Origin of the sequence: Nocardia salmonicida (assembly GCF_036142455.1) — a bacterium.
GTDB classification, from domain to species: Bacteria; Actinomycetota; Actinomycetes; order Mycobacteriales; family Mycobacteriaceae; genus Nocardia; species Nocardia salmonicida.
On record NZ_CP108014.1, the window covers coordinates 1,606,929 to 1,627,328 of the forward strand.

Below are 20,400 nucleotides of genomic sequence, written 5' to 3' on the forward strand. Positions count from 1 at the left end.
CACCATGGCCGATCTGCGGGCGAGCGGCGATTCGCCCCGTGGCGACAGGTCTCCAGCTGGGAACAGGTAATAACATAGTGCCGTAAACTCGACGATGCGTCTCGCTTTCGGCGCACAAGAACCGTTCCGATTCGAAGAGAATCATGATTAACTTGCGGACGTTGTCGCCGACCGTCGGCGACGACGCGCGAGGAGAGTCAAAGATGTTCGCTGTCATCGTCGACGTGATTCGAACACCGCCCGATGAGGGGAAGTTCGGTGGGGGACTGTCGCACGTGCGCCCGGCTCCCCTGCGTGCCGGTGTGCTGGTCGATCGTTGCCGCTCGACGATCGTGGCGTCCCCCGGCGCGGGATCAGCGCTGCGATGACGAATCGACGATGCGCCCTGATCACCGGCGGCTCGCGCGGGATCGGCGCCGAGGTCGCGCGGCGCCTGGCCGACCTCGGCTACGACCTCACACTCGCCGCCCGCGACAATGCCGTGCTGGACAGCACCGCTGAAGAGCTGCGCAACGACCACGGCGTCGACGTGGCGACCGTGATCGCCAATATGAACGATTCCGAGCAGCTGGAGCGGCTCGCCGATGTCCACGCCGACCGATTCGGTCGCCTCGACGTGTTGGTGCACTGCGCCGGCACCGGCACCGCCGGACCGGTTGCGACCATGAGCGCATCCAGCTACCACCGCATGTTCGACATCAACGTCCGGGGTCCCCTGACCCTTGTGCAGCACTGCCTGCCATTGCTGCGCAAGACGGCGAAGGACAATCCCGGCGCAGGCGCGAAGATCGTCGCGCTGGCCTCGATCACCGGTGTCGCCGGCGAGCCGGGCTTGGCCGCCTATGGGGCGTCGAAAGCCGCCCTGGTGTCCCTCTGCGAAACCATTTCGCTGGAGGAGTCCACGAACGGTGTCAGCGCGACAGCCATCTCACCCGGCTACGTCGACACCGATATGACGGCGTGGAAGCGCGAGGAACTCGACCGCGCGGCGATGCTCACTACCGGCGACATCGCGGAACTGGTTTTGGCCATCACTCGCCTGTCCGCCAACGCCGTCGTCCCCAATATCGTCGTATCCAGATCGGGAAGCCAGCTGTGGCGAGCATGATCGGCTGTCCGTCACCGACGTGGGCTGACGAATCGAGCACTGCCCGATGACCGCCCTGCGCGGCGAAGTGGGGAACGTGCACATCTCTCCCCACGCAGCTCGCGGCGCCGCCCGTGCGCGTCGCCGCGAGGTCGTCATCGACGCCGCGCGTGACGTCTTCGTGAATCACGGTTTCCACGGCGCCAGCATGGAAGAGATCAGTATCAGGGCGCAGGTGAGCAAACCGGTGCTCTACGACCACTTCATGGGCAAGGTGGACCTGTATTCCACTGTGCTGCAACGCTGTCTGGACCACATGACCGATGGGATCCGGCACGCGCTCCGCACGACCACGGGGTACGAGAACAAGGTCCGGCGCGTGGTATCGGCCTATTTCGACTTCGTCGACGAAGACGACGGCGCGGGATACACACTCGTCTTCGACACCCCGGTTCCGAGTGAGCCGAGTGTCGAGGGTCGGGTGCGTGTCGCGATGGCCGAATGCGCCGCACTGGTCGGTGCCGAACTCGACGCGGCGGGGATGGATTCCTACCGCGCCCAGGCGTGCGCGTTCGGTCTCGTCGGCGCCAGCCATCTTGCGGCGCGCTACTGGTTCGACGCCGGTCGCCCGATCCCCAAAATCGACGCGGTCGACACCACCGTCGCCCTGTTCTGGACAGGCCTGTCCGGACTCGGCTAGTGCGAAGACCGGTGGCTTGCGGTCTTCTAGGCGTCTGTGTGGCGCAACGAGGTTCGACGCCGATGCCGCCCGCGTTCCAACGCCGTCATTCCACCCCAGATTCCGTGCGTCTCACCGGCTTCGATCGCGTAGGCGCGACAATGGGTGAGCACCGGGCACGCTCGGCAGATCTTCTTCGCGTGCAGAACCTGGGTGCGGACTGATTCGAGGCGTTCCTCCGTGCTCGGAAAGAACAGCTCGTGGTCCATCTGCCTGCACCGGGCGGTCAACTGCCAGTCCCATGCTGCGGCCGTCGGCCCAGGGAGGACGACGCGCGCGCTGCGATCAGGTCGTCGACTATCGGCAGCCATTGGTGTTCTCCTGTTGATCGTGCGTAGGAATTGTCGAGTGCGTCCGCATACGCACGGGTCAGTGCGGGATCTCGTCGATCAATCGACGTGCGCCCTGACGCAGCAGGTTCGACCCGATGAAGAATCCCAAGGACTCGGGATCATCGTCGACGCCCCAGTCCTGGGCATCGAGCCATCGCGATCCGTCCGCGGAGAAGACTGTGCCGCGCAATATGATTCGGCCGCCCGGAGCGTCGGTCGCCAAGCCCGCGATCGGAGAGTTGCAATGTCCTTGTAGGGCGTGCAGCAACGCTCGTTCGGCCGTTGCCTGGCGGCGGGTGCCAGGATGGTCCAGCTGAGCAGCGAGCTGCTTCACCTCGTCGTCATCGTCGCGACACTGCAGCACGATGATTCCCGCACCGATCGGCGGGCACATGTGCTCGACGGTGAGGGTTTCGGTGATTCGGTGCTGCTGATCGACCCGTCGAAGGCCCGACACCGCGGCGATGATCGCATCGAAATGGCCCTCGTCGAGGCGAGCCAGCCTGGTGTTGACGTTGCCCCGCAGCGTCTGGATATCGAGGTGAGGGTGATGCAGTCGCAGCTGCGCTGTTCGGCGGACCGAACTCGTGCCGACGATGGCGCCGGGGGAAAGGTCGGACAGTGCGGCGCCGGTGCGGCTGATCACGGCATCGCGGACATCTTCGCGGGCCAAGTAGGCGGCGAAGGTCGAACCCGGTGGAATAGGGACATCGCCGGGAATATCCTTCAGGCAGTGCACCGCCACATCGGCCTCGTTGTTGAGCAACGCACTGTCGATCTCCTTGACGAACGCGCCCTTGCCGCCGAGCACCGCCAGGTCGCCCATCCACCGATCACCCGCCGTCGTGAGTTTGATCAGCTCGGTTTCGGCGCCGAGCCGATTCAGGCCCGCTGCCACTTGTTCGGCCTGATGAACAGCCATCGGGCTCGACCGTGTTGATATCCGAATTCTGCGTGAACGAGGCATAGTGGACCCTTGCTCTTGGTCTGGTGATTCCGATTACATTCCACTTGACGGCCAGTGGGCCTCGATGACGTTGCTCGGTGGCGAGGAATGGTAGAGCGACTCGATTTCCGCACCGTATTTCTGCTCGATCACCCGGCGACGCAGGCTTGATTTGGGAGTGACTTCCGCGCTACCGAGCCGCCAGGCATGGTCGAGCAACGCGAACCGCCGGACCTGCTCGGGCCCCGACACCGCGGAATTCGCTGCGCGAACGGCTTCGGACACCGCTGCGCGAACCCCGGGTCGTGTGCACAGAACATCGAGCGTCGCCGGCTCGATGTTCGCCAGTCGAGCATCGGCGGCGATGGCCTCTTCGTCCAGAGTGATCAGCGCTGTCAGATATGGCCGCTGCTCACCGATCACCAGCACATGGCCGACCAGGAAAGACGCAGCGGCGATGGCATTCTCGATGATGGCCGGAGAAACGTTGTCTCCCTCATCGGTGATGATCATCTCGCTCTTGCGACCGACGACACGGAGTGTGCCCTCGGCATCGATCTCTCCGAGGTCGCCCGTGCGCAACCAGCCCTCGGCATCGATGGCTCGGTAGGTGGCCGCCTGGTCCTGATGGTATCCGCCCATGACGGTCGGTCCGCGCAGGAATATCTCGCCGTCGACACCGAGTCGCATGTCGACGCCGACCACCGGCTTCCCCACCGACCTTGCCGACAGATCGTTCGGCGAGGTCGTGGTGCAGACGCCGGTTGCCTCGGTCAGCCCCCAGACTTGGGTCAGGGGGATTCCGAACGCATGAAAGAACTGGGTGGTATCCCTGGACAACGGCGCGGCGCCCGACACCGCGAAACGGACGGCGTCCAGGCCCGCTGCGCGCAGAACCCGGCGCAGCACCAGCCGATCGGCCACTCGAGACCGAAGCCGCAATCCTGGGCCAGGTCGGCCCCCTTCGATGCGCACGTTCGCGCAGCGCTGCCCGGCAGTCAGTGCCCAACGGCCGATCCTTCGGGCGGCCGCGTTCGGGTGAGTACCGATTCCACGTTCGATCGCGGATGCGGTCTTCTGCCACACTTGGGGAACCCCGAACACGATCGTCGGGCGCGTGTCCGACAACGCCTCTGCCAACTTCGTCGGTTCATGGAGCGTTGTCACCTGCACACCACGGACCATGGCGCCGTAGTGAGCGGTTACCCGGTCGGCGATATGGGCGGCCGGCAGGTACGACAGGATCCGATCCTGGGGACCTACGGGCAGATGTTCGGCGAGACCCACCAATTGGGCCAGGATGTTGGCATGCGATAACTCCACGCCCTTCGGTGAACCGGTCGTACCGGAGGTGTAACTGATTGTCGCGAGGTCGTCAGGGCGGACATCGCGCCAGACCGAGTCGAAAATGTGCGCCTTCGCTTTCATCTCGGCGAGTTTTTCCAGCGGTAGCGTCCCGCGTATCGGATCGTCTACGCAGACGATGACCTCGAACATCACCCCCGCCTGCTTGAGAACGGGCAGGAACCGGCTCTCGGTGACAATGATTCGGTTTTCGGCATTGGCGCACACTTCGGCGATCTGCTGTGGTGACATCGTGTTGTAGATCGAGAACGGAGTCGCGCCGACGTGCAGCGCGGCAGCGTCCACCAGGTGGAATTCCGGCCTGTTCGACAGCATCAGGCCGATCGTCTCCCCCTTTTCGACCGACAGTTCGAGCAGTCCGCACGCGATGTCACGCACAGCCTCTCCGTATTCACGCCAGGAGAACTGACTCGTGCGGTCATGGCTCCGCAAGGCCGTCGTGTCCCCTCCCATCGCGACGGTCGCTTGAAATGCTTCGGGCAAAGTGAAGACGAAATTGCCGCAGCGATGCGGGAAAGCGACCGAGGATCTGGCCCGATGCACCCTGTGCCCGCTCAGATCAAATTCTTGCCCTGGGATCGACGCTCACGCATGTCTTCCAGGTAGCGCTCGAAGGGTTGAGCTCGCCAGGCGTCCGGCAGCACCTCGAGCAGTCGACCGACGGTGCGCATCACGATTTCGAACACCCGCTGCCTGCGAGGGCTCCACCGCAGGCCCAACGCGTCACGGAACTGCTGTGGCAGAAACCCGGTGGTGAAGAAGCGATTCGGCCGACCGAGCAGCACGCGGGTGCTTCGACTCCATGCCGCCAGCTCGACAACGTAGTTGAGCAGATAGGTGCGGACTTCGTCGTCGAAGGACAGATCACCGAGCATCGAGTCCCAGTACAGATCGAAGGCTGCGCGGTCGGCAGGCCACAGTTCGGCGGGCATCTGCAGAGTTGTCCCGAACCTGGCGGCATCGTGATACATCTCGTCGGCATCCTGCTCGTTCATCCCGCCGTACAGCAGGTTCACCGTGTCCAGGACGCCGCGGTACAGGCAGGCGGCGACCCACAGTTGGAGCCGGGGGTCGAAGGCGTTGTACCGAACAGGGCTGTGCGGGCCCGAGCGCACCTGGCGGTGCGCGGTGCCCACCGCGGCACGGTATGCCGCCTGATCTTCGTCGGTTCCGATCATCGCCACCGCGAGATAGGTGAGCGTGGTTCGACCGCGCTTGGCCGGTCGCGTTGCGTAGCTACCTGATTCGACGACGCTTTCCACCACACCGCGCCCCACCGGCGGCAGGCTCAGCTGCATGATCACATTCGCCGGGCCGCCGAGCAACGCGCCGACGCCGTTGAGGTAGCGGTGGCGGCGCGCGATGTCGTCCGAGACATCCTGCGGCCGACCAGCCCTTGCTGAACGGGTCATGGCCGCCCTCCGGTTCGAAAGGATGAGAGATTCACGCGCTCATGTTCTCACCGGGACCGGGCATCCACAATACTTTTCCGCACTTTCGACAGCATTAAGTTACCAACGATTCCTCGACAGGCTACGATCGCCATCGGCTGTCGGTGTGTAGATTCCGATCGCTCGTCCCGAGTACCCGAGCCCTTCGGAGGTGTCCATGTCGGCGATCCCGAGTATGCCCGCAGCCCTGGTCAGAACCATGTCCGACGGCCTGTCCGCCGTCGGGGTTCTGCGCAGGAGCGGCGCGATCGAACTCCAGAACCCGGTGGAACTGCTCCGCACCGCCAAGGATGCGACAGTGCTCGGTCCTGTCGTCACCGCATTCGCGCACGCGGCTCGCCACAACGGCGCCGCCACTGCCATCGTCGACGAGCGGGGGCCGCTGACCTTCGAAGAGCTCGACCGCAGGTCGAACGCGGTGGCCAACGGCCTTGCCGCGCGGGGGATCACGAGTCACACCGTGCTGGCCGCACTGTGTCGCGACCATCGGGGGATGGTCTTGTCGCTTCTCGCCGCAGGCAAGCTGGGTGCCCGAATCGTGTTGCTCAATACGGGAATGGCGGGGCCGCAGCTGGTATCGGTGGCCGAGCGCGAAGGCGTCGGCGCGATCCTGCTGGACGCGGAGTTTCTCGACCGCTTCGGCAGTCTGCCCGATAAGTTACCCATTATTCTAACCTCGGATGACGGATGGGCGAGTCATGGACAGCTCACTCTGGATGATGTTCGAGCGGGTCAGAGCACCCGACCACCGGCGAGTCCCAAACAGCCCGGCGGGATCGTGGTCCTGACCAGCGGCACGACCGGAACACCGAAAGGTGCACCGCGCGGCAAAGTGTCGCCATTGCAATCGGCGCAGTTCCTCGACCGGATCCCGTTGCCGAGGGCGAGTACGACTGTGCTCGCGGCGCCGGCATTCCACGGCACCGGTCTGTCCCAGCTGATCCTGGGCTGGGCACTGGGAAGCACGATCGTCTTGCAGCAGCGGAAATTCGACCCGCGCCGCACGCTCGCCGATATCGAACACCATCGCGCGGGCACGCTGGTACTGGTACCCACGATGTTGCAGCGCATCGTCGATCTGGGCGAGTCCGTACTGGCCGAATACGACACCTCCTCGCTGAAGGTGATCTTCGCGGCCGGATCCTCCATTTCGCCCGATTTGAGCAGGCGTACCGCGCTGGCGTTCGGTGAGGTGCTCTACAACCTGTATGCCTCGACGGAGGTCGCGGTGGCGGCCGTCGCCACACCCGACGACATGCGTGAAGCGCCTGGCACCGTCGGTCGTCCACCCGTGGGCTGTCGGGTCGCGATCTACGACGAAGCCCGCCGTCGGGTCACCGAACCGGGCGTGGTCGGCACCATCTTCGTCGCCAGCGCACTCAGTTTCGGCGGTTACACCGACGGCACGGGTAAGGAGATCGTCGACGGAATGCAGTCCAGTGGCGATGTCGGCCATTTCGATACGGCCGGAAGGCTGTTCATCGATGGTCGAGACGACGACATGATCATCTCCGGCGGAGAGAACGTCTTTCCGCTCGAGGTCGAAAACCTGCTCGTAGAACGACCTGACGTCCTCGAGGCGGCGGTCGTCGGGGTGGACGATCGCGACTTCGGAAAACGCTTGCGCGCGTTCGTCGTGCCCGCACCCGGTGCTTCGTGCGACGCGCAGCAGATAAAGGACCACGTCAAGGCGGCCCTCGCGCGGCACAAGGTCCCGCGGGACGTGGTGTTCGTAGACGAGTTGCCACGCAACGCCACTGGCAAACTGCTTCGTCGCAAGCTCGAGAACGCCGACCCGTGGTGAGGGCCGAATAGATGGCTCGAAATATAGAGATCCACCTTGTCGACGACATCGACGGTCGCGCGCGGACGAAACCGTCTCCTTTGAGTAGGAATACACAGTAACTTAGGCCGAGCTTGCCTGCCCGCCTCGCTCTCGATGTAGTTCGCTAGGGTGTCTGGTGCTGTGATACGAGCGGCGTTGAGCAGCCAGAACCGTTGCTTTGAGTCATGTTTGAGGTGGAACTCGATGTGGCAGGCGCGAGGGTAGGGGTGTCGGAGCGGTGAAGGGTGGAGGCGATTCGAGCCTCAGTTGGCTGGAATGAGGACTAACATAACCTTGTGCTGGAGTGCCCGCCGTGGGAGACTGCTTGCCAGCCATCGCCGCCGAGAGGCGACGTTGAACGCAGTGAGGAAGTCATCGATGACTACCGACTATTCACCAAGAATCGATTCTGTACGGCCCCGTGCGGCCACGGCAGAATCCTCCATCAGAGTCCGAGTGCTTGCCGACGAGCTGGTCGCCCGCATGCTCGAGAGTGTGGCCACGCGGCGCGGTGGCGTCAGCGATGGCGCCTTGGCTACCGTTGATGTTCTACCATCCGGTTCCACGCTGGCCGCAGTTCCGGTCCGTGGGCGAGGCGACAGCGTTCGACATCGCATCGCCGCGTCGCCGCCGGCGCGTATCGAGGTGCCGAGCGAGGTGATCGATCGCGCGATCGATCAGGGTTTCGAAACCAGTCTGGAGCAGATCGCCTCGAGTCTGGTCGGCACCGACGAGCAGAAGCTGACGGTAGTGCGCCAACTCGCGACCGAGATGCTGGACAGCGTCACGGCGGCGATATCGCTGGCGTACGCCGACCACGTCGAGTCAGACGTCGTCGAGGATCAGCGGACCAGAAACGCGCTAGCGGTCGCGTTGCTCGGCGGGCAGGACACCTCGGCGATCACGCGGTGCAGTGGCTTCGAGATCGCCGAGAGCTATTCCGTGCTGGCGGTGCACTTTCCAGCCCGTAGCGACGGCAGATCCGGCACCTTTGTTACCCAGATGGACGTCCGGCGGATGATACGCAATATCCGGTCGGCCCTGGATTCGCAATGGTCGGTGCGTTCATTGTCGCGACTCGACGTGCGCGGTGGTGTCGTACTCATACCGTCGGCCGAAGCCGGGGATCTCGACAACCTGTTGGCTGATCTGTCTGCTGTGGCCGGACTCGAGATGACCGCGACCTGTGCGGAGGCCTCGCCGACGGAAATTCCGGAGACCGTTGACCAGCTGTACGAACTTTTGGACCTGACGCAAAGAATGCAGCGTCCACCTGGCCTGTTTCGTTTCGCTGATCTGGCGGTCGAATATCAGTTGACCAGGCCATCTCCTGTACGCCGACACCTCGAAGCGATACTGAACCCGCTCGATGATCACCCTGTTCTGATGCAGACCTTGTGCACGCACCTCGACAACAATCTGAATCGTCGCCGAACCGCGCGACAGCTCAGCGTTCACATGAATACTATCGATTATCGACTGAAAGGAATCAGCAAGCTCACGGGCTTCGATCCTTCATCGGCCGACGGGCTCTGGTATCTACAGTCGGCGCTGGTCGTGCGTAAAGCGAACTATCAGGAGAACGATATCGGTCGCGGTGTCATCGCATAGCCGGTAGTGCTGCAAAAGCGGTACAGCATCGTCCGCGATTCGGCGGCTGATTATCAGAGTTTTGGTGGTCGAATTGATGGAACCAACGGAATACTCCGGCGGGGAACGATCGGCTGCCGCTCCGCTGGTCTGCACGGCGACAATTGTCGCGGCACTGCTCAGGATGCCGTCCGGCGCCACCGACGATGGCGTTTCAGCGATGCGACGACGCACTCGCGCGGTGACGAGCGGTGGTCCTCTGGTCGTGCCGAAGTTCGAATTCCACGGGCCGAATACGGCGATCGTGGTACTCGGGCGCGGGGTGCCACCAGGTGGTGCCATGTGTCGGGATTCGATCAGCCGGTTGCGCACGGGATATGTGCAGGCGTTGCTGGCCCCGGCATCGCCGATCGTTGTCGCCGGTGGGCACCCTGCGCGGGGAAGCGTCGAAGCGGCGGCTATGGCGTGCTGGCTGATCGCTGTCGGGATGGTGGCCGAGCGTGTGCACGTGGCGCCGCCGGACGTCGACAACGACGACGGTGCCGCCCGGTCGTCGGCACGGCTCCTGCGTGCGATCGGCATACGAGAAGCGGTGGTCATCAGCTCTGCTGATCACATCGAGCGCGCTGCCGAGGTGCTCGCTGCGACAGGGATCGAGGTGGTCGGCACGGTAACGCCTGACCAGGTGCCTGCGCTCGCGTGGAATACGGTCTGAGCCGGTAGGCAGCAGTCATTTGCTTTGATTGTTCATAGGCCGTATCCAGAATTTGTGAAGAAATTCCATTGATATCGGCAACGTGTCTGGCTCACAGCAGTGGCTGTGCGAAGTCACACCAGCATTTTTACGACATGTGAAGACACGGCATGTTGTTCTTGGAATACGCAGAAGCGAATTGCTTTTCATTGCAGCATGGCCTGCGTGTGTACTCGAGATGGAGTTGACATGGACAATATGAGTAGGCGTAACGTTTTCAAATCGAGTAGGGCTCTGGGTGCGGTCGGAGCGATCGCGAAATGAAGGACCGCATCTCCGCAGACCAACCGGCCGAAATGAGGTGGATCTTCTGAGCTGAATCTCGGAATTCCCCGGCTCGCAATCGGATTGATTCCGAGCCGACATGTCGAATGCAGGAGGTAAAGATGGGTCAGTTCAGCGCCTGGCATTGGTTGATAGTCGCTGCTGTCTTCGTGCTGTTCTTCGGTGCGAAGCGTATGCCGGATGCCGCTCGCGGCCTCGGGCGGTCGCTACGAATCTTCAAGAGCGAGGTGAGTCAGATGCAGTCCGAGGACGCGGACTCGGCGAGCGAGCGGCCGCGTGAGCCTGAAGGGCTGCCTGCGTCGGCACAGCCGACCACAGCACCGTTCAGTGAACCGATGGCTTACCGATCGAAGACGCTCTGAGCGTTGTGTCGGTACCGAAGTGGGCGACTGCTCACTTCGGTACCCCACTGTCGTCGACCGAGCCGCGCTCTCGAAGGGCCGACCGTTATGCGCATTTCGATCGGCCCGCTACGGGGCAAGCGTCGGACCAATCCTGACGGCACGATGTCGATGGTCCAAGATCTACAGGAGCTGCGTTCCAGGCTGCTGATCTCGATGGCCGCTGTCGTGGTCACGACACTGCTCGGAGTCTATTGGTACGCGCATGAAGTTCTCGGAATCCAGAGCCTGGGCGATGTATTGCTCGGGCCGTACTGCGCGCTCGACCCCTCGACGCGCGCGGCGCTCACACCCGACGGATCGTGCCGGTTGTTCGCGACGGTCCCTTCGAACAGTTCATGCTCCGGCTGAAGGTCGGGTTCACCGCGGGGGGTGGTGTTCGCCGCGCCGGTGTGGCTGTATCAACTCTGGTCTTTCATCACGCCGGGGCTCTATGCCAAGGAACGTCGGTACGCCATGTGGTTCGTCACCGCGGGGACGATCTTGTTCTCGACAGGCGTGCTCGACGACGAGACGGCTTCGGACCTGAGTGCGCCCGATCCGTTGATCTCGGCGGAGCCGATCTCGCCGCAGCCCCAGAATTAGATCCTCGTCCCCGGGGGGCCTTTCAGGTGTAGTCGGTGGCTTGCCACCCGTGCGGCGCCGACGATGAAGGCGGTTCGGTCGCTGGGGGGCCGGGAACCGGCTTACTGACCACATCGAGATCTCCGGTGGTGGGTAGCGCACCCTCGATGTCACGCAGCATCGAATCGTCGCCATCGAAGAGATGTTGGGTGAGCAGTGATCGAGGCGACATGCCGCGCATCTTGTTGAGCTCGGCGAGGGGTTTGCGGAGTTCTTCGAACTCCGGGCCGATTTCCTGCTTCAAGTGTGTTGTCGCGCCGCCGGCGAAGTCTCGCAGTTGGCGCATGCTGTCGATCGTCCAGCGCAGTGCGCCGGGCAGGCGCTCCGGGCCGATGATGATGAGGGCGGCGACGACGAGAATGATCGTCTCGCTCCACCCGACGTTGCTGAACATCTACGTGGGCTCCATCAATTCTCGAGGCCGTCATCGCGGCAGTCTCGGGCGACCATCGCCGACCGCAACTGCCACAGCTCCGATGCCCGTGTCGGGTTGAGCCCGGTGAGCCGGGCAATTCGGCGAAGTCGGTAGTCAACGGTATTGGCGTGGATATTCAGGATTCGCCCGGTCTCCGCCCGGTTCAAGTTGTTGGCGATGTGCACCCGCAATGTTTTCCGCAATTCGGGATATTCCTCCAGCGGCGCCAACAAGTCGCCGAGCCGGGAAAGGCCTGGTCCTGGCCGCGAAAGCTGGTACTCCAGCGCCAGCTCACCGAATCGGTAGAGGCCAGGTGCGCAGGCGAGTCGCTCGACGACTTCGAGTATTTCGTGTGCGGTTTTCGCTGCTGAGGCGATATCGGCGGTGGGCGCCGACACCACTGCTGCGACGATTTCGACCTGTGCCGCCTCCGCCAACGCTGCGACCAGTGCATCGAGTTCGTGCTCGGCCACCGCCTCGGCTGGGATGAGAACCGTCCCGCCGTCGACAGACAGCCGCGCCAAACCCTGGCCGTCGCTGTGTCGGTTCAGGGCTTTCCGTAACCTGCGTAGGTAGTGCAAGGCGATCCCGGCGTCCGGGTTCTCTCGAATCGCGATGGCGAGCACCGAGTAGTTGGCAGCGATGGTGATGCCGCATTTGCGGGCCATGGCGGGTGTCCACTGTCCGGCCAGCAGGGCGGAAGTGAGAGTCCGCTCTGCGTCCGGTCCAAAGTTCGCTCCGCCGTGCTCGCCGATGTACGCGTGAGCAACGGTCATGCAGAGCTGATCACTGATCGTCATGGCGATCTGGAATCCATCGATCACAGTCTCGCGGGTGCAGTCCTGGTACTGGACGAACATCTGGCCGACAACGAGCCGTATGCCTTCATGGAAACCGTGCAGGACGAGGTCGATGGGTACGCCTTCGCCCGCCAATCCTGCGGCGATGATCGCGAGTTCTCCGAGTTCGTGCGTGATGTCGCTGCCCTCGAGCATCCCTTGCGCGACCTGGAGAGAAGTCCGGGTGATTGCTCCGAGTCTCGTCGCGATCGGCGTGCCGGGCGAAATATCATATGTCGCTACATCGTCGATGAAATGGATGACGAGTTGATCGGTCAACGATGCCACATCGTGCAGTGTTCGCCGCCATGCGGCATTGTCGGATGGGATTGTCATCGTTGGTACCCCTTTCCGCGATCCTCGACCGACTCGGCGGGTGAACCCGAAATCAGCACTCTGCGACTGATATCGGCCTCGCATGAGGATCCGTCGCTGTGCTCGAGCTGAGTCAGTCGGCAAGCGGGGCCCGCACAGGCGAACCGACTACGTCAGCGGCAGCTCGTGCGGTGCATCGCTTTCCGAGCAGTCGATGCAGAATTAACAGTAACATGACTTCCCGTGAACACACTATAGTGGTAATACACAGTCGAATTCCGGCAATCCATAGCGAAAATGGCTGGTAACTTAAGGTTGTTGGGTCGGCGATGGTCGGCGACCGTGCGGGAGGATCATGGTGTCCGCGGAGTCGGGCCGCTCCGTTGTCGCGGACCTGGCCATGCGCACCGAGTTGCTGGTGCGCGACGTTGTGATCGACGTCGAAGATCGATTTCACGGCATTGCTTCCGATTTGCCCGATGACGTCCGAGCGGCGCTGCACACGGCTGCCAGAGCGGCCGGTGTGTTCGCTCCTCAGGTAGGCACCGAATTCGGTGGTTCGGGCCTGAACATGCGCGAGCGTCTTCCGATTGTCGAAGCGTCCGGGTATTCGCTGTTCGGGCCGCTCGCGCTGAATTGCGCCGCGCCCGACGATGGCAACATCTTTCTGCTCGAACAGCTGGCATCGGCGGCACTACAGGATCGATACCTGATCCCGCTGGCGGCCGGACGCATCCGTTCTTGCTACGTATCGACCGAATCGGCGGTCGTGGCCAGGACCGGGCGATCGGGGCTGCCCACCATGGCCGAGCGCACCGGTGCCGGATGGGTGATCAACGGCCGGTCCAGGTTCGTCCGCGGTGCCGTCGGCGCCTCCGTCGCGATCGTGACCGCACATACCAGCGCTGGTCGCGGATCTCGCGGCGGTACGACGATGTTCGTGGTGGACGCCGACACTCCGGGCTACATGCTGCGTAGCGATGTCGATTCCCGTCGGACACGGACGTTCGGTGGCGACGGCGAGTTGGTGTTCGAGGATCTCGAGGTCGGCGAGGATGCGGTGCTCGGCGAGGTGGACCGTGCCGTCGACTATGCCCTGGCCAGGGTCGGACCGGTGACGTTGACCGCCTGCATGCACTGGATGGGATCGGCGCGTCGCGCCGCCGACATCGCCGTCGAACGGTCGACCGCGCGCACCTCGGTAGGACGCGGCGCAGGTATGGTCGAGCAGTTCATCGTCGACAACGAGGTCGATATTCTGGCCGCTCGGGCACTCGTGGACCGGGCCTGTCTGCTGTTCGATGTCGGGGAGCCCTCGGCACAGGCGATCGCGATCGCGACAACGTTCGTCGTCGAAGCGGTGGGCCGGGTGGTCGACCGCTCGCTACGGATCTGCGGTGTGCTGGGGGTTACCGATGACGCGGTCCTGTCGAGATTGCATCGACAGGTTCGTTCGCTCTGATCTCGGAACACGGCCGAGCAGAGACTGATGTCGTCGGTGTCCTCGACGGCCACGATAGCGACCGGGACCTCGCCCCACTTGTCGTCGACGCGGCCGATCACCGCTGCCTCCCTGATCCGCGGGTGGGCGAACAGGACGTTCTCGACCTCGGCACAGTAGATGTTCTCGCCGCCGGAGATGATCATGTCCTTCTTGCGGTCGACGACGTAGGCGAACCCCTCCTCGTCGAGGCGAACGAGATCACCGGAGTGGAACCAGCCGCCCGCGAACGCATCTCTCGGTCTGCCCGAAGACTGCCACGTTGAGCGCGTTCGGGAAGGTCTGCGCCATGGCTCGCAGCACGGTGTCGGAGGCTGGGGCCGCGCCCCAGCTGATCACCCGCAGCCGTAGATCGCGCTGTGCGACAGTCGGATCGGCGCACACCACCTGCCACTGGGCGGGCACGAGGAACACCGAGGTCGCGCGTTCGCTTTCCCAAGCGTCGAGCACTTCGCTCGCGTCGAAGGCCTCGAGCGGATGGATCACCGTCAACGCACCGAGGACGAAACACGACGCGATGCTGCCCGAACCGGCGATGTGGAACAGCGGCGAGGCGCAGAAGGCGATGTCGTCGGGGCTGTAGCGCATGGCGCGAATACAGGTGAGCGCCTGCGAATTCGCCCTTGGGGTTTCCGGTGGTGCCGGAGGTGTACATGATCAGGGCGGCAGTGTCCTCGGTGCCATCGCGCGGCTCGTGCGGTTCGCCGTTCTCGGCGATGAGGTCCTCGTAGCCGAGCACCCCGTCGTCGGTCGGTGCGCCGACCACGATATGAGTACGCAGATCATCGCACTGGACGGCTACCGCGGCGGCGAGAGGGGAGAGCGCCGTGTCGGTGATGATCACGGCGGCGCCGCTGTCGGCGACCAGGTAGGCGATCTCCGGCGGCGTGAGCCGGAAGTTCACCGGCACCGCGATAGCGCCCAGGGTGTTGATCGCGAACACCGATTCGGTAATCGGGGTTGTTGAGCATCAGGATCATCACGCGGTCGCCGGGCCCGACGCCGCGGCGAGCGAGCGCGTCGGCGAAACGCCCACCCGCCAGTGCAATTCACCCCAGCTCAGGGTCTTGCCCAGGTAACGCAACGCGGGAGCGTCCGGGATGGTGGTGGCGTGGATCGCGATCTGGTTCATTCAGTGATTGCGTCGCGAGCGCAGGGGTTCTGTCGACAACATCGTCTCCTCGAAGGCGCGGAAGGGTTAGGCCGGTTCGGCGACCGGATGCACGGCGCCGGTGAAGTTCGGCGCGCGACGGGTCAGCATCGCGGTCATTCCTTCGAGGAAGTCCGCGGAGGTGAGCAGCTCGATCTGTCCGTCCTTCTCCCGCACGAACGCGGCATCGAGTTCGGTCAGCGTCGCCGCGTCGATGGCCGCCTTCGTCAGTTGCAGCGCTCGGCGTGGACCCGCCGCGAGTCGGGCGGCGACAGAGTCGACCTGATCGTCGAGTTCGGTGGCGGGTATCGCGTTCAGTCGTGGTTGGCGGTCGATCGTCAGGCGCAGGACGCCGCCTGCTTCCTCGACCAGAATGCCCTCGCTCATCGGGCCACCGTTTCGACGATCGACCCGGACAGACGTCCCGCGATGAGCGCCTCGGCTTCGCGCACGATCCGCGCCACCAGGTCTGCGCAGGTGGGAATGTCGTGGATCAGGCCCTGACACTGGCCCACACTCCAGATGCCCGCGTCGAGGTCGCCGTCCTCGTAGACCTTGCGGCCGCGAGCACCTGCCACGAGTTCGCGGACATCGTCGAACGTGCCGCCACCGCGCTCGATCTCGACAACCTGGCGGCTGACGGCGTTGTCGGCGACTCGGGCAGTGTTGTTCAAGGTCCGGAAGATCAGCTTGGTGTCGAGCTCGGTGTTGGCGACGATCTGTTCCTTGACCACATGCGCGATCGGCGATTCGACAGTGCACAGGAACCGGGTGCCCATATTGACGCCGTCCGCGCCGAGCGCCATCGCGGCGACCAGTCCACGAGCATCGGCGATGCCGCCGGAGGCGATCATCGGGATCTCGATCTCGCGAGCAGCGGCGGGAATCAGGACCAGGCCCGGTGTGTCGTTCTCGCCGGGATGACCGGCGCATTCGAAGCCGTCGATGCTCACCGCGTCGACGCCGACCTGCTGGGCCTTGAGCGCGTGCTTGACGCTGGTGCACTTGTGCAGCACCTTGATGCCCGCGTCCTTGAGATAGGGCAGGTGGGTGGCCGGGTTGCCACCGGCGATCTCGACGATCGAGACGCCGCCGTCGATGATCGCCTGGCGGTACTCCGCATAGGGCGGCGGAGTGATCGAAGGCAGGATCGTCAGATTCACCCCGAACGGCTTGTCGGTGAGGTCCCTGGTCCGGGCGATTTCCTCGCGCAGCGCTTGCGGGGTCGGCTGGGTCAACCCGGTGATGATGCCGAGACCACCCGCCTCCGAGACCGCGGCCGCGAGTTCGGCACGGCCGACCCACATCATCCCGCCCTGCACGATGGGGTGCTCGACACCGAAGGCCTCGGTGAATCGGGTGCGCAGCATGGAGCCTCTCTCCGCTCAGGAGTTCCGCGCCGATGGCAGAGAAGCCCATGGGCTCTTTGCATCCGGCTAGAATCGTGATTAACTTATTGAGAATGGTTGTTAACTTAACCGAGCTGGAGCGTTCCTGTCAACGAACTCGGGGCAAGTGCGAAACCGCTGGGTCCACCCTGGTCGACCGATGATCGGGTGTTCGGTGAACAGCACCGGTAGCTGATCCTCAACTCATCGAAAAACAAGGGAGAACTTCACTATGGGCGTCGAATTCAGCCCGGAACAGCAGGATTTCGCGGCGGCGGTCGCCGCGTTCGCCAAACGCGAGGCAGGTACCAGGGAAAAGCGTGACGCGCTGACCGAACACGACGCCGAGCAACACAACCCCGGCCTCTACGCCAAGATGGCCGAACTCGGCTGGCTGGGCCTGACCGTGCCCGAACAATACGGTGGCTCGGACGCGACGATGGTCGACATGTGCATCCTGCTCGAGGAAGCCATGCGTGGGCTGCTCCCGATCGGTGCGATCGGACCGACCCTGATCACCGGTGGCGCCTACGCCAAGTTCGGTACCGAAACACAGAAAGACACCGTGTTGCGGGGCATCGTTCGTGGTGCGTCGCAGTCGATCTCGATGTCAGAACCCGAAGCCGGTTCCGACGTCGGTAACATCACCACCCGCGCGGAGAAGACCACCGACGGGTGGTTGATCAACGGGCAGAAGACCTGGTGTTCCAACGCCCATATCTCCGAGAACATCCTGCTCGTGGCCCGCACCGACCGCAGCGGCGGCAAGCACGAGGGCTTGACCATGTTCCATGTGCCCGCCGGCACCCCGGGGTTGAAGATCAACCCGATCGAGTTGATGGGCAACCAGAAAGAAACCAACGACCTCTACTTCACCGACTGCCTGCTCCCGGCGGACGCGGTCGTGGGTGAGGTCGGTAACGGGTGGCGGCAGTTGATGACGGGGTTGAACTTCGAACGGCTGATCCTGGCCGCGATGAGTTTGGGTGCGGCCGAGCGCGCTTTCGACGACACTGTGCAGTTCGTCAGTGAGCGTAAGCAGTTCGGTCGGCCGATCGGGACGTTCCAGGCGTTGCGTCACCAGGTCGCTGACCTCGCGACCGAGATCGAGTGCACCAAACTGTTGGTTTACAGCGTCGCTGCCGCGGTGGATGCGAATCCGTCCAAGACCTTCGCGCGGGAGGCGTCGATGGCCAAGCTCAAGGCCACCGAAACCTCTAAACAGGTCGCGTTGGCGGGGATGCAGATGATGGGTGGTTACGGGTACGCCCGCGAGTTCGACATGGAAAAGCATGTCCGTGGTGCTTTGGTCTCGACCATTTTCGGTGGTACGAGCGAGATCCAGCGTGACATCATCGGCAAGACATACGGTCTCTGAGACGCAGAATGAGGGGAGCGTCCGACCGGTCATGGTCGGACGCTCCCTGAATTACGGCGTGAGTCGGTGCCTACCGCGGTAGGGGCTGACCGAGCAGAATGGTCTCGAGCAAGCGGATCACAGTCTCCTGTGGACTGATTCCGTGGTCGCCGAAGGTGCGCCCGAGGTCGACCACGAGGCTGAACGCCGCGTGCACGAGGATTCGGGCCTCGCCGATGGACAGGTCCGGTCTGGCCTCTACGACCAACTTCGCCCATTCGGTGATGATCAATTGTTGAAGATGGCGCAGGGTTACCTGATCGGGTTGGTCGACATGGCTGAACTCGGCGTAATAGACGAAGGTCAGCGCGCGCTCGGCGAAAGAACCGGAGACATAGAGGTCGATCAGGGTGCCGAGTGCCTCAGCGGGAGTATCCGCAGCGGCCACCGCAGGCGCGATCGCTCCCGACACCCGATCAGCGGCGCGCCGGAAGGCCGCTACCAACAGGTCGCTCTTGCTGCGGTAGTAGCGATACACCGCCGATGCGGCCGACAGATCCGCGGCGGCGGCGATATCTTCCATACTGACATTCGGATAACCGCGCTCGTGGAACAGCTCGACGGCCTTGCCCAGCAGCAGATCATGCTTGAACGGCTGCGTGTGCTCGCTCTCGCGACCGGCAGGCTTCGTGCTGTCGAGTCCGCTGAGATCAGCATCGATCAGCGTCCAGCTGGTCGTATGGAGCAGCCGGGCGAGAGCTTTCGCCGGTACGGTGGCGTGGTGGTCGCCGATGCTGCTCACCACAGCGAAGATCGAGACCGCGCGAACCGCCCGGTCTCGACCGTCCAACTCGGGTCTTACCTCGCCGATCAGCTTGCGCAGCGTAGCGATGGCCACGGCGAACTGATCGGTGAACTCCTGAAGATCGGCCGGCTCGAGATAGCGCCGCTCCCAGCGGGCCAGCGCCACGGTCGGCCGATTGGCGATGGTCAAGCCGATGATGGCGTCGAGCACATGATCCACGCGCTGGCGTGGCGTCCAGTCCACGGCCTCGCCGGGTAGCTCGACCGCGCCGACGGCTATCCCGGACAATCGCAGAAGTTCTTCCCGGAACAACGCGTATTTGCTCGGGAAGTGCCGATACAGCGCGGTGGAACTGATATCGAGGCGCCGCGCGATGTCGTCCATGCTCACACCGTGGTACCCGTGCGCGCCGAAGGCGGCGGCCGATTCCGCCGCGATCTGGGCACGACGATTCTTCGGCCTGCGCCTGACCTGGCGGGTCGGCGCATCCGCGGGGGATTCGTCTGCCTGGTTGCTCGTCGTCCTACCCTTTGTTCCGCGCGGGGACAGTGAGTTCCCGATGATCTTGCCTGTCATGCTATCGCCTAGGGGAGTGAGATCGATCCGCCGGATCGAGTCATGGGGTGGGCGGCGAGGTCAACGGGGAGTTCACCTTCTCGACGAGCCAGCGGCCGTCGTCGTTGCGCAGGTCGAACACCATCGACAGTTGACTCGGCTTGGCCTTGTGTTCGGTGCCGAGGCTGGAGATGGTTGTGCCGATCACCACGATCGCCTCGGCGGAGTTCTCGTCGCCGGAGCGCAGCGCGCACTGGGTATCGGTGACCTTCGAGACGACCTCGCCCTGGGTGAGGGCGTCGCGCAGCTCGGTGCTGGTGGATTCGAACTGCTTCTTCCAGTCACCCGTCGCGCCCGCGAGAACTGCCTTGAAGTAGGTGTCGAGGCTCTTGCTGTCGTAGTCGGCCAGTGCGGGCGCGTAGTGGCACGCGGCCTCGCGGGCCTGCTGTTGGGCCTCGAGGAGATCGGTGTTGCTCTTGTTCTCCACGAACAGGAACACCGAGGTCGCCAGCGAGGCGCCGAGGACGATCGCGGTAGCGCCGCGCAGGCCGAGAGTCTTGCGGTCCATCGCCCACCACTTGACCTTGGTGGCCGACTTCGCATCGACCGTGGCCGCGAGCCCTTCCGATGGTGCTGTGCTGGTGGATGTTTCGTCGTTGGTCATTGCTTTTCGTGC

General features: G+C 63.8%; 18 protein-coding genes and 3 pseudogenes. 10 read left to right on the forward strand and 11 right to left on the reverse strand.

Annotation, left to right across the window (positions count from 1 at the left end):
- The first annotated feature begins 203 nt into the window (after positions 1-203).
- Genes OHS03_RS07660 through OHS03_RS07670 form a run of 3 tightly spaced genes read left to right on the forward strand, consistent with a single transcriptional unit; the run spans position 204 to position 1,787 of the window.
- The gene (locus OHS03_RS07660; RefSeq protein ID WP_328661889.1) at positions 204-368 is read left to right on the forward strand and encodes a hypothetical protein; all 165 of its coding nucleotides are present in this window, start codon (positions 204-206) and stop codon (positions 366-368) included.
- Positions 365-1,108 (forward strand): SDR family NAD(P)-dependent oxidoreductase, encoded by a 744-nt coding sequence (locus OHS03_RS07665; RefSeq protein ID WP_328661891.1) that lies wholly within the window; start codon positions 365-367, stop codon positions 1,106-1,108. Before OHS03_RS07660 ends, OHS03_RS07665 begins: the two co-directional genes overlap by 4 nt.
- Positions 1,109-1,154: 46 nt before the next feature.
- A complete protein-coding gene (locus OHS03_RS07670) occupies positions 1,155-1,787 on the forward strand; it encodes a TetR/AcrR family transcriptional regulator (RefSeq protein WP_328661893.1) in 633 nt (210 codons plus the stop codon).
- A gap of 26 nt (positions 1,788-1,813) precedes the next feature.
- Here the strand turns inward: OHS03_RS07670 and OHS03_RS07675 are convergent, their stop codons facing one another.
- Genes OHS03_RS07675 through OHS03_RS07690 form a run of 4 tightly spaced genes read right to left on the reverse strand, consistent with a single transcriptional unit; the run spans position 1,814 to position 5,881 of the window.
- Positions 1,814-2,137, reverse strand: a complete 324-nt coding sequence (locus OHS03_RS07675) for a WhiB family transcriptional regulator (protein ID WP_328661895.1) — start codon at positions 2,135-2,137, stop codon at positions 1,814-1,816.
- Between the two features lie 58 nt (positions 2,138-2,195).
- Positions 2,196-3,125 carry a hydroxymethylbilane synthase gene (gene hemC / locus OHS03_RS07680; RefSeq protein WP_328661897.1) on the reverse strand — a complete coding sequence of 310 codons (930 nt, stop codon included), beginning with the start codon at positions 3,123-3,125 and terminating at the stop codon, positions 2,196-2,198.
- Positions 3,126-3,158: 33 nt separating this feature from the next.
- Positions 3,159-5,012 carry an AMP-dependent synthetase/ligase gene (locus tag OHS03_RS07685; RefSeq protein WP_328661899.1) on the reverse strand — a complete coding sequence of 618 codons (1,854 nt, stop codon included), beginning with the start codon at positions 5,010-5,012 and terminating at the stop codon, positions 3,159-3,161.
- Between the two features lie 11 nt (positions 5,013-5,023).
- Positions 5,024-5,881 carry an oxygenase MpaB family protein gene (locus OHS03_RS07690; protein ID WP_063003742.1) on the reverse strand — a complete coding sequence of 286 codons (858 nt, stop codon included), beginning with the start codon at positions 5,879-5,881 and terminating at the stop codon, positions 5,024-5,026.
- Positions 5,882-6,077: 196 nt separating this feature from the next.
- Here OHS03_RS07690 and OHS03_RS07695 point away from each other — a divergent pair, with 196 nt between their 5' ends.
- The 5 genes and pseudogenes from OHS03_RS07695 to tatC all read left to right on the forward strand — a co-directional run.
- On the forward strand, positions 6,078-7,724 hold the full coding sequence (locus OHS03_RS07695) for an acyl-CoA synthetase (protein ID WP_328661901.1): 1,647 nt from the start codon (positions 6,078-6,080) through the stop codon (positions 7,722-7,724).
- Positions 7,725-8,123: 399 nt separating this feature from the next.
- Complete coding sequence (locus OHS03_RS07700) at positions 8,124-9,356, forward strand: PucR family transcriptional regulator (protein ID WP_328661903.1); 1,233 nt, start codon at positions 8,124-8,126, stop codon at positions 9,354-9,356.
- Between the two features lie 76 nt (positions 9,357-9,432).
- Complete coding sequence (locus OHS03_RS07705; RefSeq protein WP_328661905.1) at positions 9,433-10,050, forward strand: YdcF family protein; 618 nt, start codon at positions 9,433-9,435, stop codon at positions 10,048-10,050.
- Between the two features lie 425 nt (positions 10,051-10,475).
- The gene (gene tatA / locus OHS03_RS07710; RefSeq protein ID WP_328661907.1) at positions 10,476-10,736 is read left to right on the forward strand and encodes a Sec-independent protein translocase subunit TatA; all 261 of its coding nucleotides are present in this window, start codon (positions 10,476-10,478) and stop codon (positions 10,734-10,736) included.
- A gap of 87 nt (positions 10,737-10,823) precedes the next feature.
- Positions 10,824-11,279, forward strand: a pseudogene (gene tatC / locus OHS03_RS07715) (twin-arginine translocase subunit TatC); the annotation flags it as partial.
- Positions 11,280-11,382: 103 nt separating this feature from the next.
- Here tatC and tatB read toward each other — a convergent pair.
- Together tatB and OHS03_RS07725 are read right to left on the reverse strand one after the other, a co-directional pair.
- Positions 11,383-11,793, reverse strand: coding sequence for a Sec-independent protein translocase protein TatB (gene tatB, locus OHS03_RS07720; protein ID WP_328661909.1), 411 nt, complete (start codon positions 11,791-11,793; stop codon positions 11,383-11,385).
- Positions 11,794-11,807: 14 nt separating this feature from the next.
- Positions 11,808-12,989: a PucR family transcriptional regulator gene (locus OHS03_RS07725; protein WP_328661911.1), complete on the reverse strand. Its 1,182-nt coding sequence runs from the start codon at positions 12,987-12,989 to the stop codon at positions 11,808-11,810.
- Between the two features lie 334 nt (positions 12,990-13,323).
- Between OHS03_RS07725 and OHS03_RS07730 the strand changes: the two genes are divergently transcribed.
- A complete protein-coding gene (locus tag OHS03_RS07730; RefSeq protein ID WP_328661914.1) occupies positions 13,324-14,430 on the forward strand; it encodes an acyl-CoA dehydrogenase family protein in 1,107 nt (368 codons plus the stop codon).
- Positions 14,431-14,474: 44 nt separating this feature from the next.
- Here the strand turns inward: OHS03_RS07730 and OHS03_RS07735 are convergent.
- From OHS03_RS07735 to OHS03_RS07745, 3 genes and pseudogenes are all read right to left on the reverse strand, one after another.
- Positions 14,475-15,601, reverse strand: a pseudogene (locus OHS03_RS07735) (AMP-binding protein); the annotation flags it as partial.
- Between the two features lie 66 nt (positions 15,602-15,667).
- Positions 15,668-15,928 (reverse strand): annotated as a pseudogene (locus tag OHS03_RS07740) (enoyl-CoA hydratase); the annotation flags it as partial.
- Positions 15,929-16,002: 74 nt separating this feature from the next.
- Positions 16,003-16,989 (reverse strand): NAD(P)H-dependent flavin oxidoreductase, encoded by a 987-nt coding sequence (locus OHS03_RS07745; protein WP_063003734.1) that lies wholly within the window; start codon positions 16,987-16,989, stop codon positions 16,003-16,005.
- A gap of 250 nt (positions 16,990-17,239) precedes the next feature.
- Here OHS03_RS07745 and OHS03_RS07750 point away from each other — a divergent pair, with 250 nt between their 5' ends.
- Entirely contained in the window at positions 17,240-18,385 is a 1,146-nt protein-coding gene (locus tag OHS03_RS07750) for an acyl-CoA dehydrogenase family protein (RefSeq protein WP_328661916.1), read from the forward strand.
- A 70-nt stretch (positions 18,386-18,455) separates the two neighbouring features.
- On the opposite strand, the gene OHS03_RS07755 is transcribed toward OHS03_RS07750, so the two are convergent.
- On the reverse strand, positions 18,456-19,745 hold the full coding sequence (locus OHS03_RS07755; protein WP_328661918.1) for a TetR/AcrR family transcriptional regulator: 1,290 nt from the start codon (positions 19,743-19,745) through the stop codon (positions 18,456-18,458).
- A 40-nt stretch (positions 19,746-19,785) separates the two neighbouring features.
- Positions 19,786-20,388 (reverse strand): hypothetical protein, encoded by a 603-nt coding sequence (locus OHS03_RS07760; RefSeq protein WP_328661920.1) that lies wholly within the window; start codon positions 20,386-20,388, stop codon positions 19,786-19,788.
- Between the last annotated feature and the right edge of the window lie 12 nt (positions 20,389-20,400).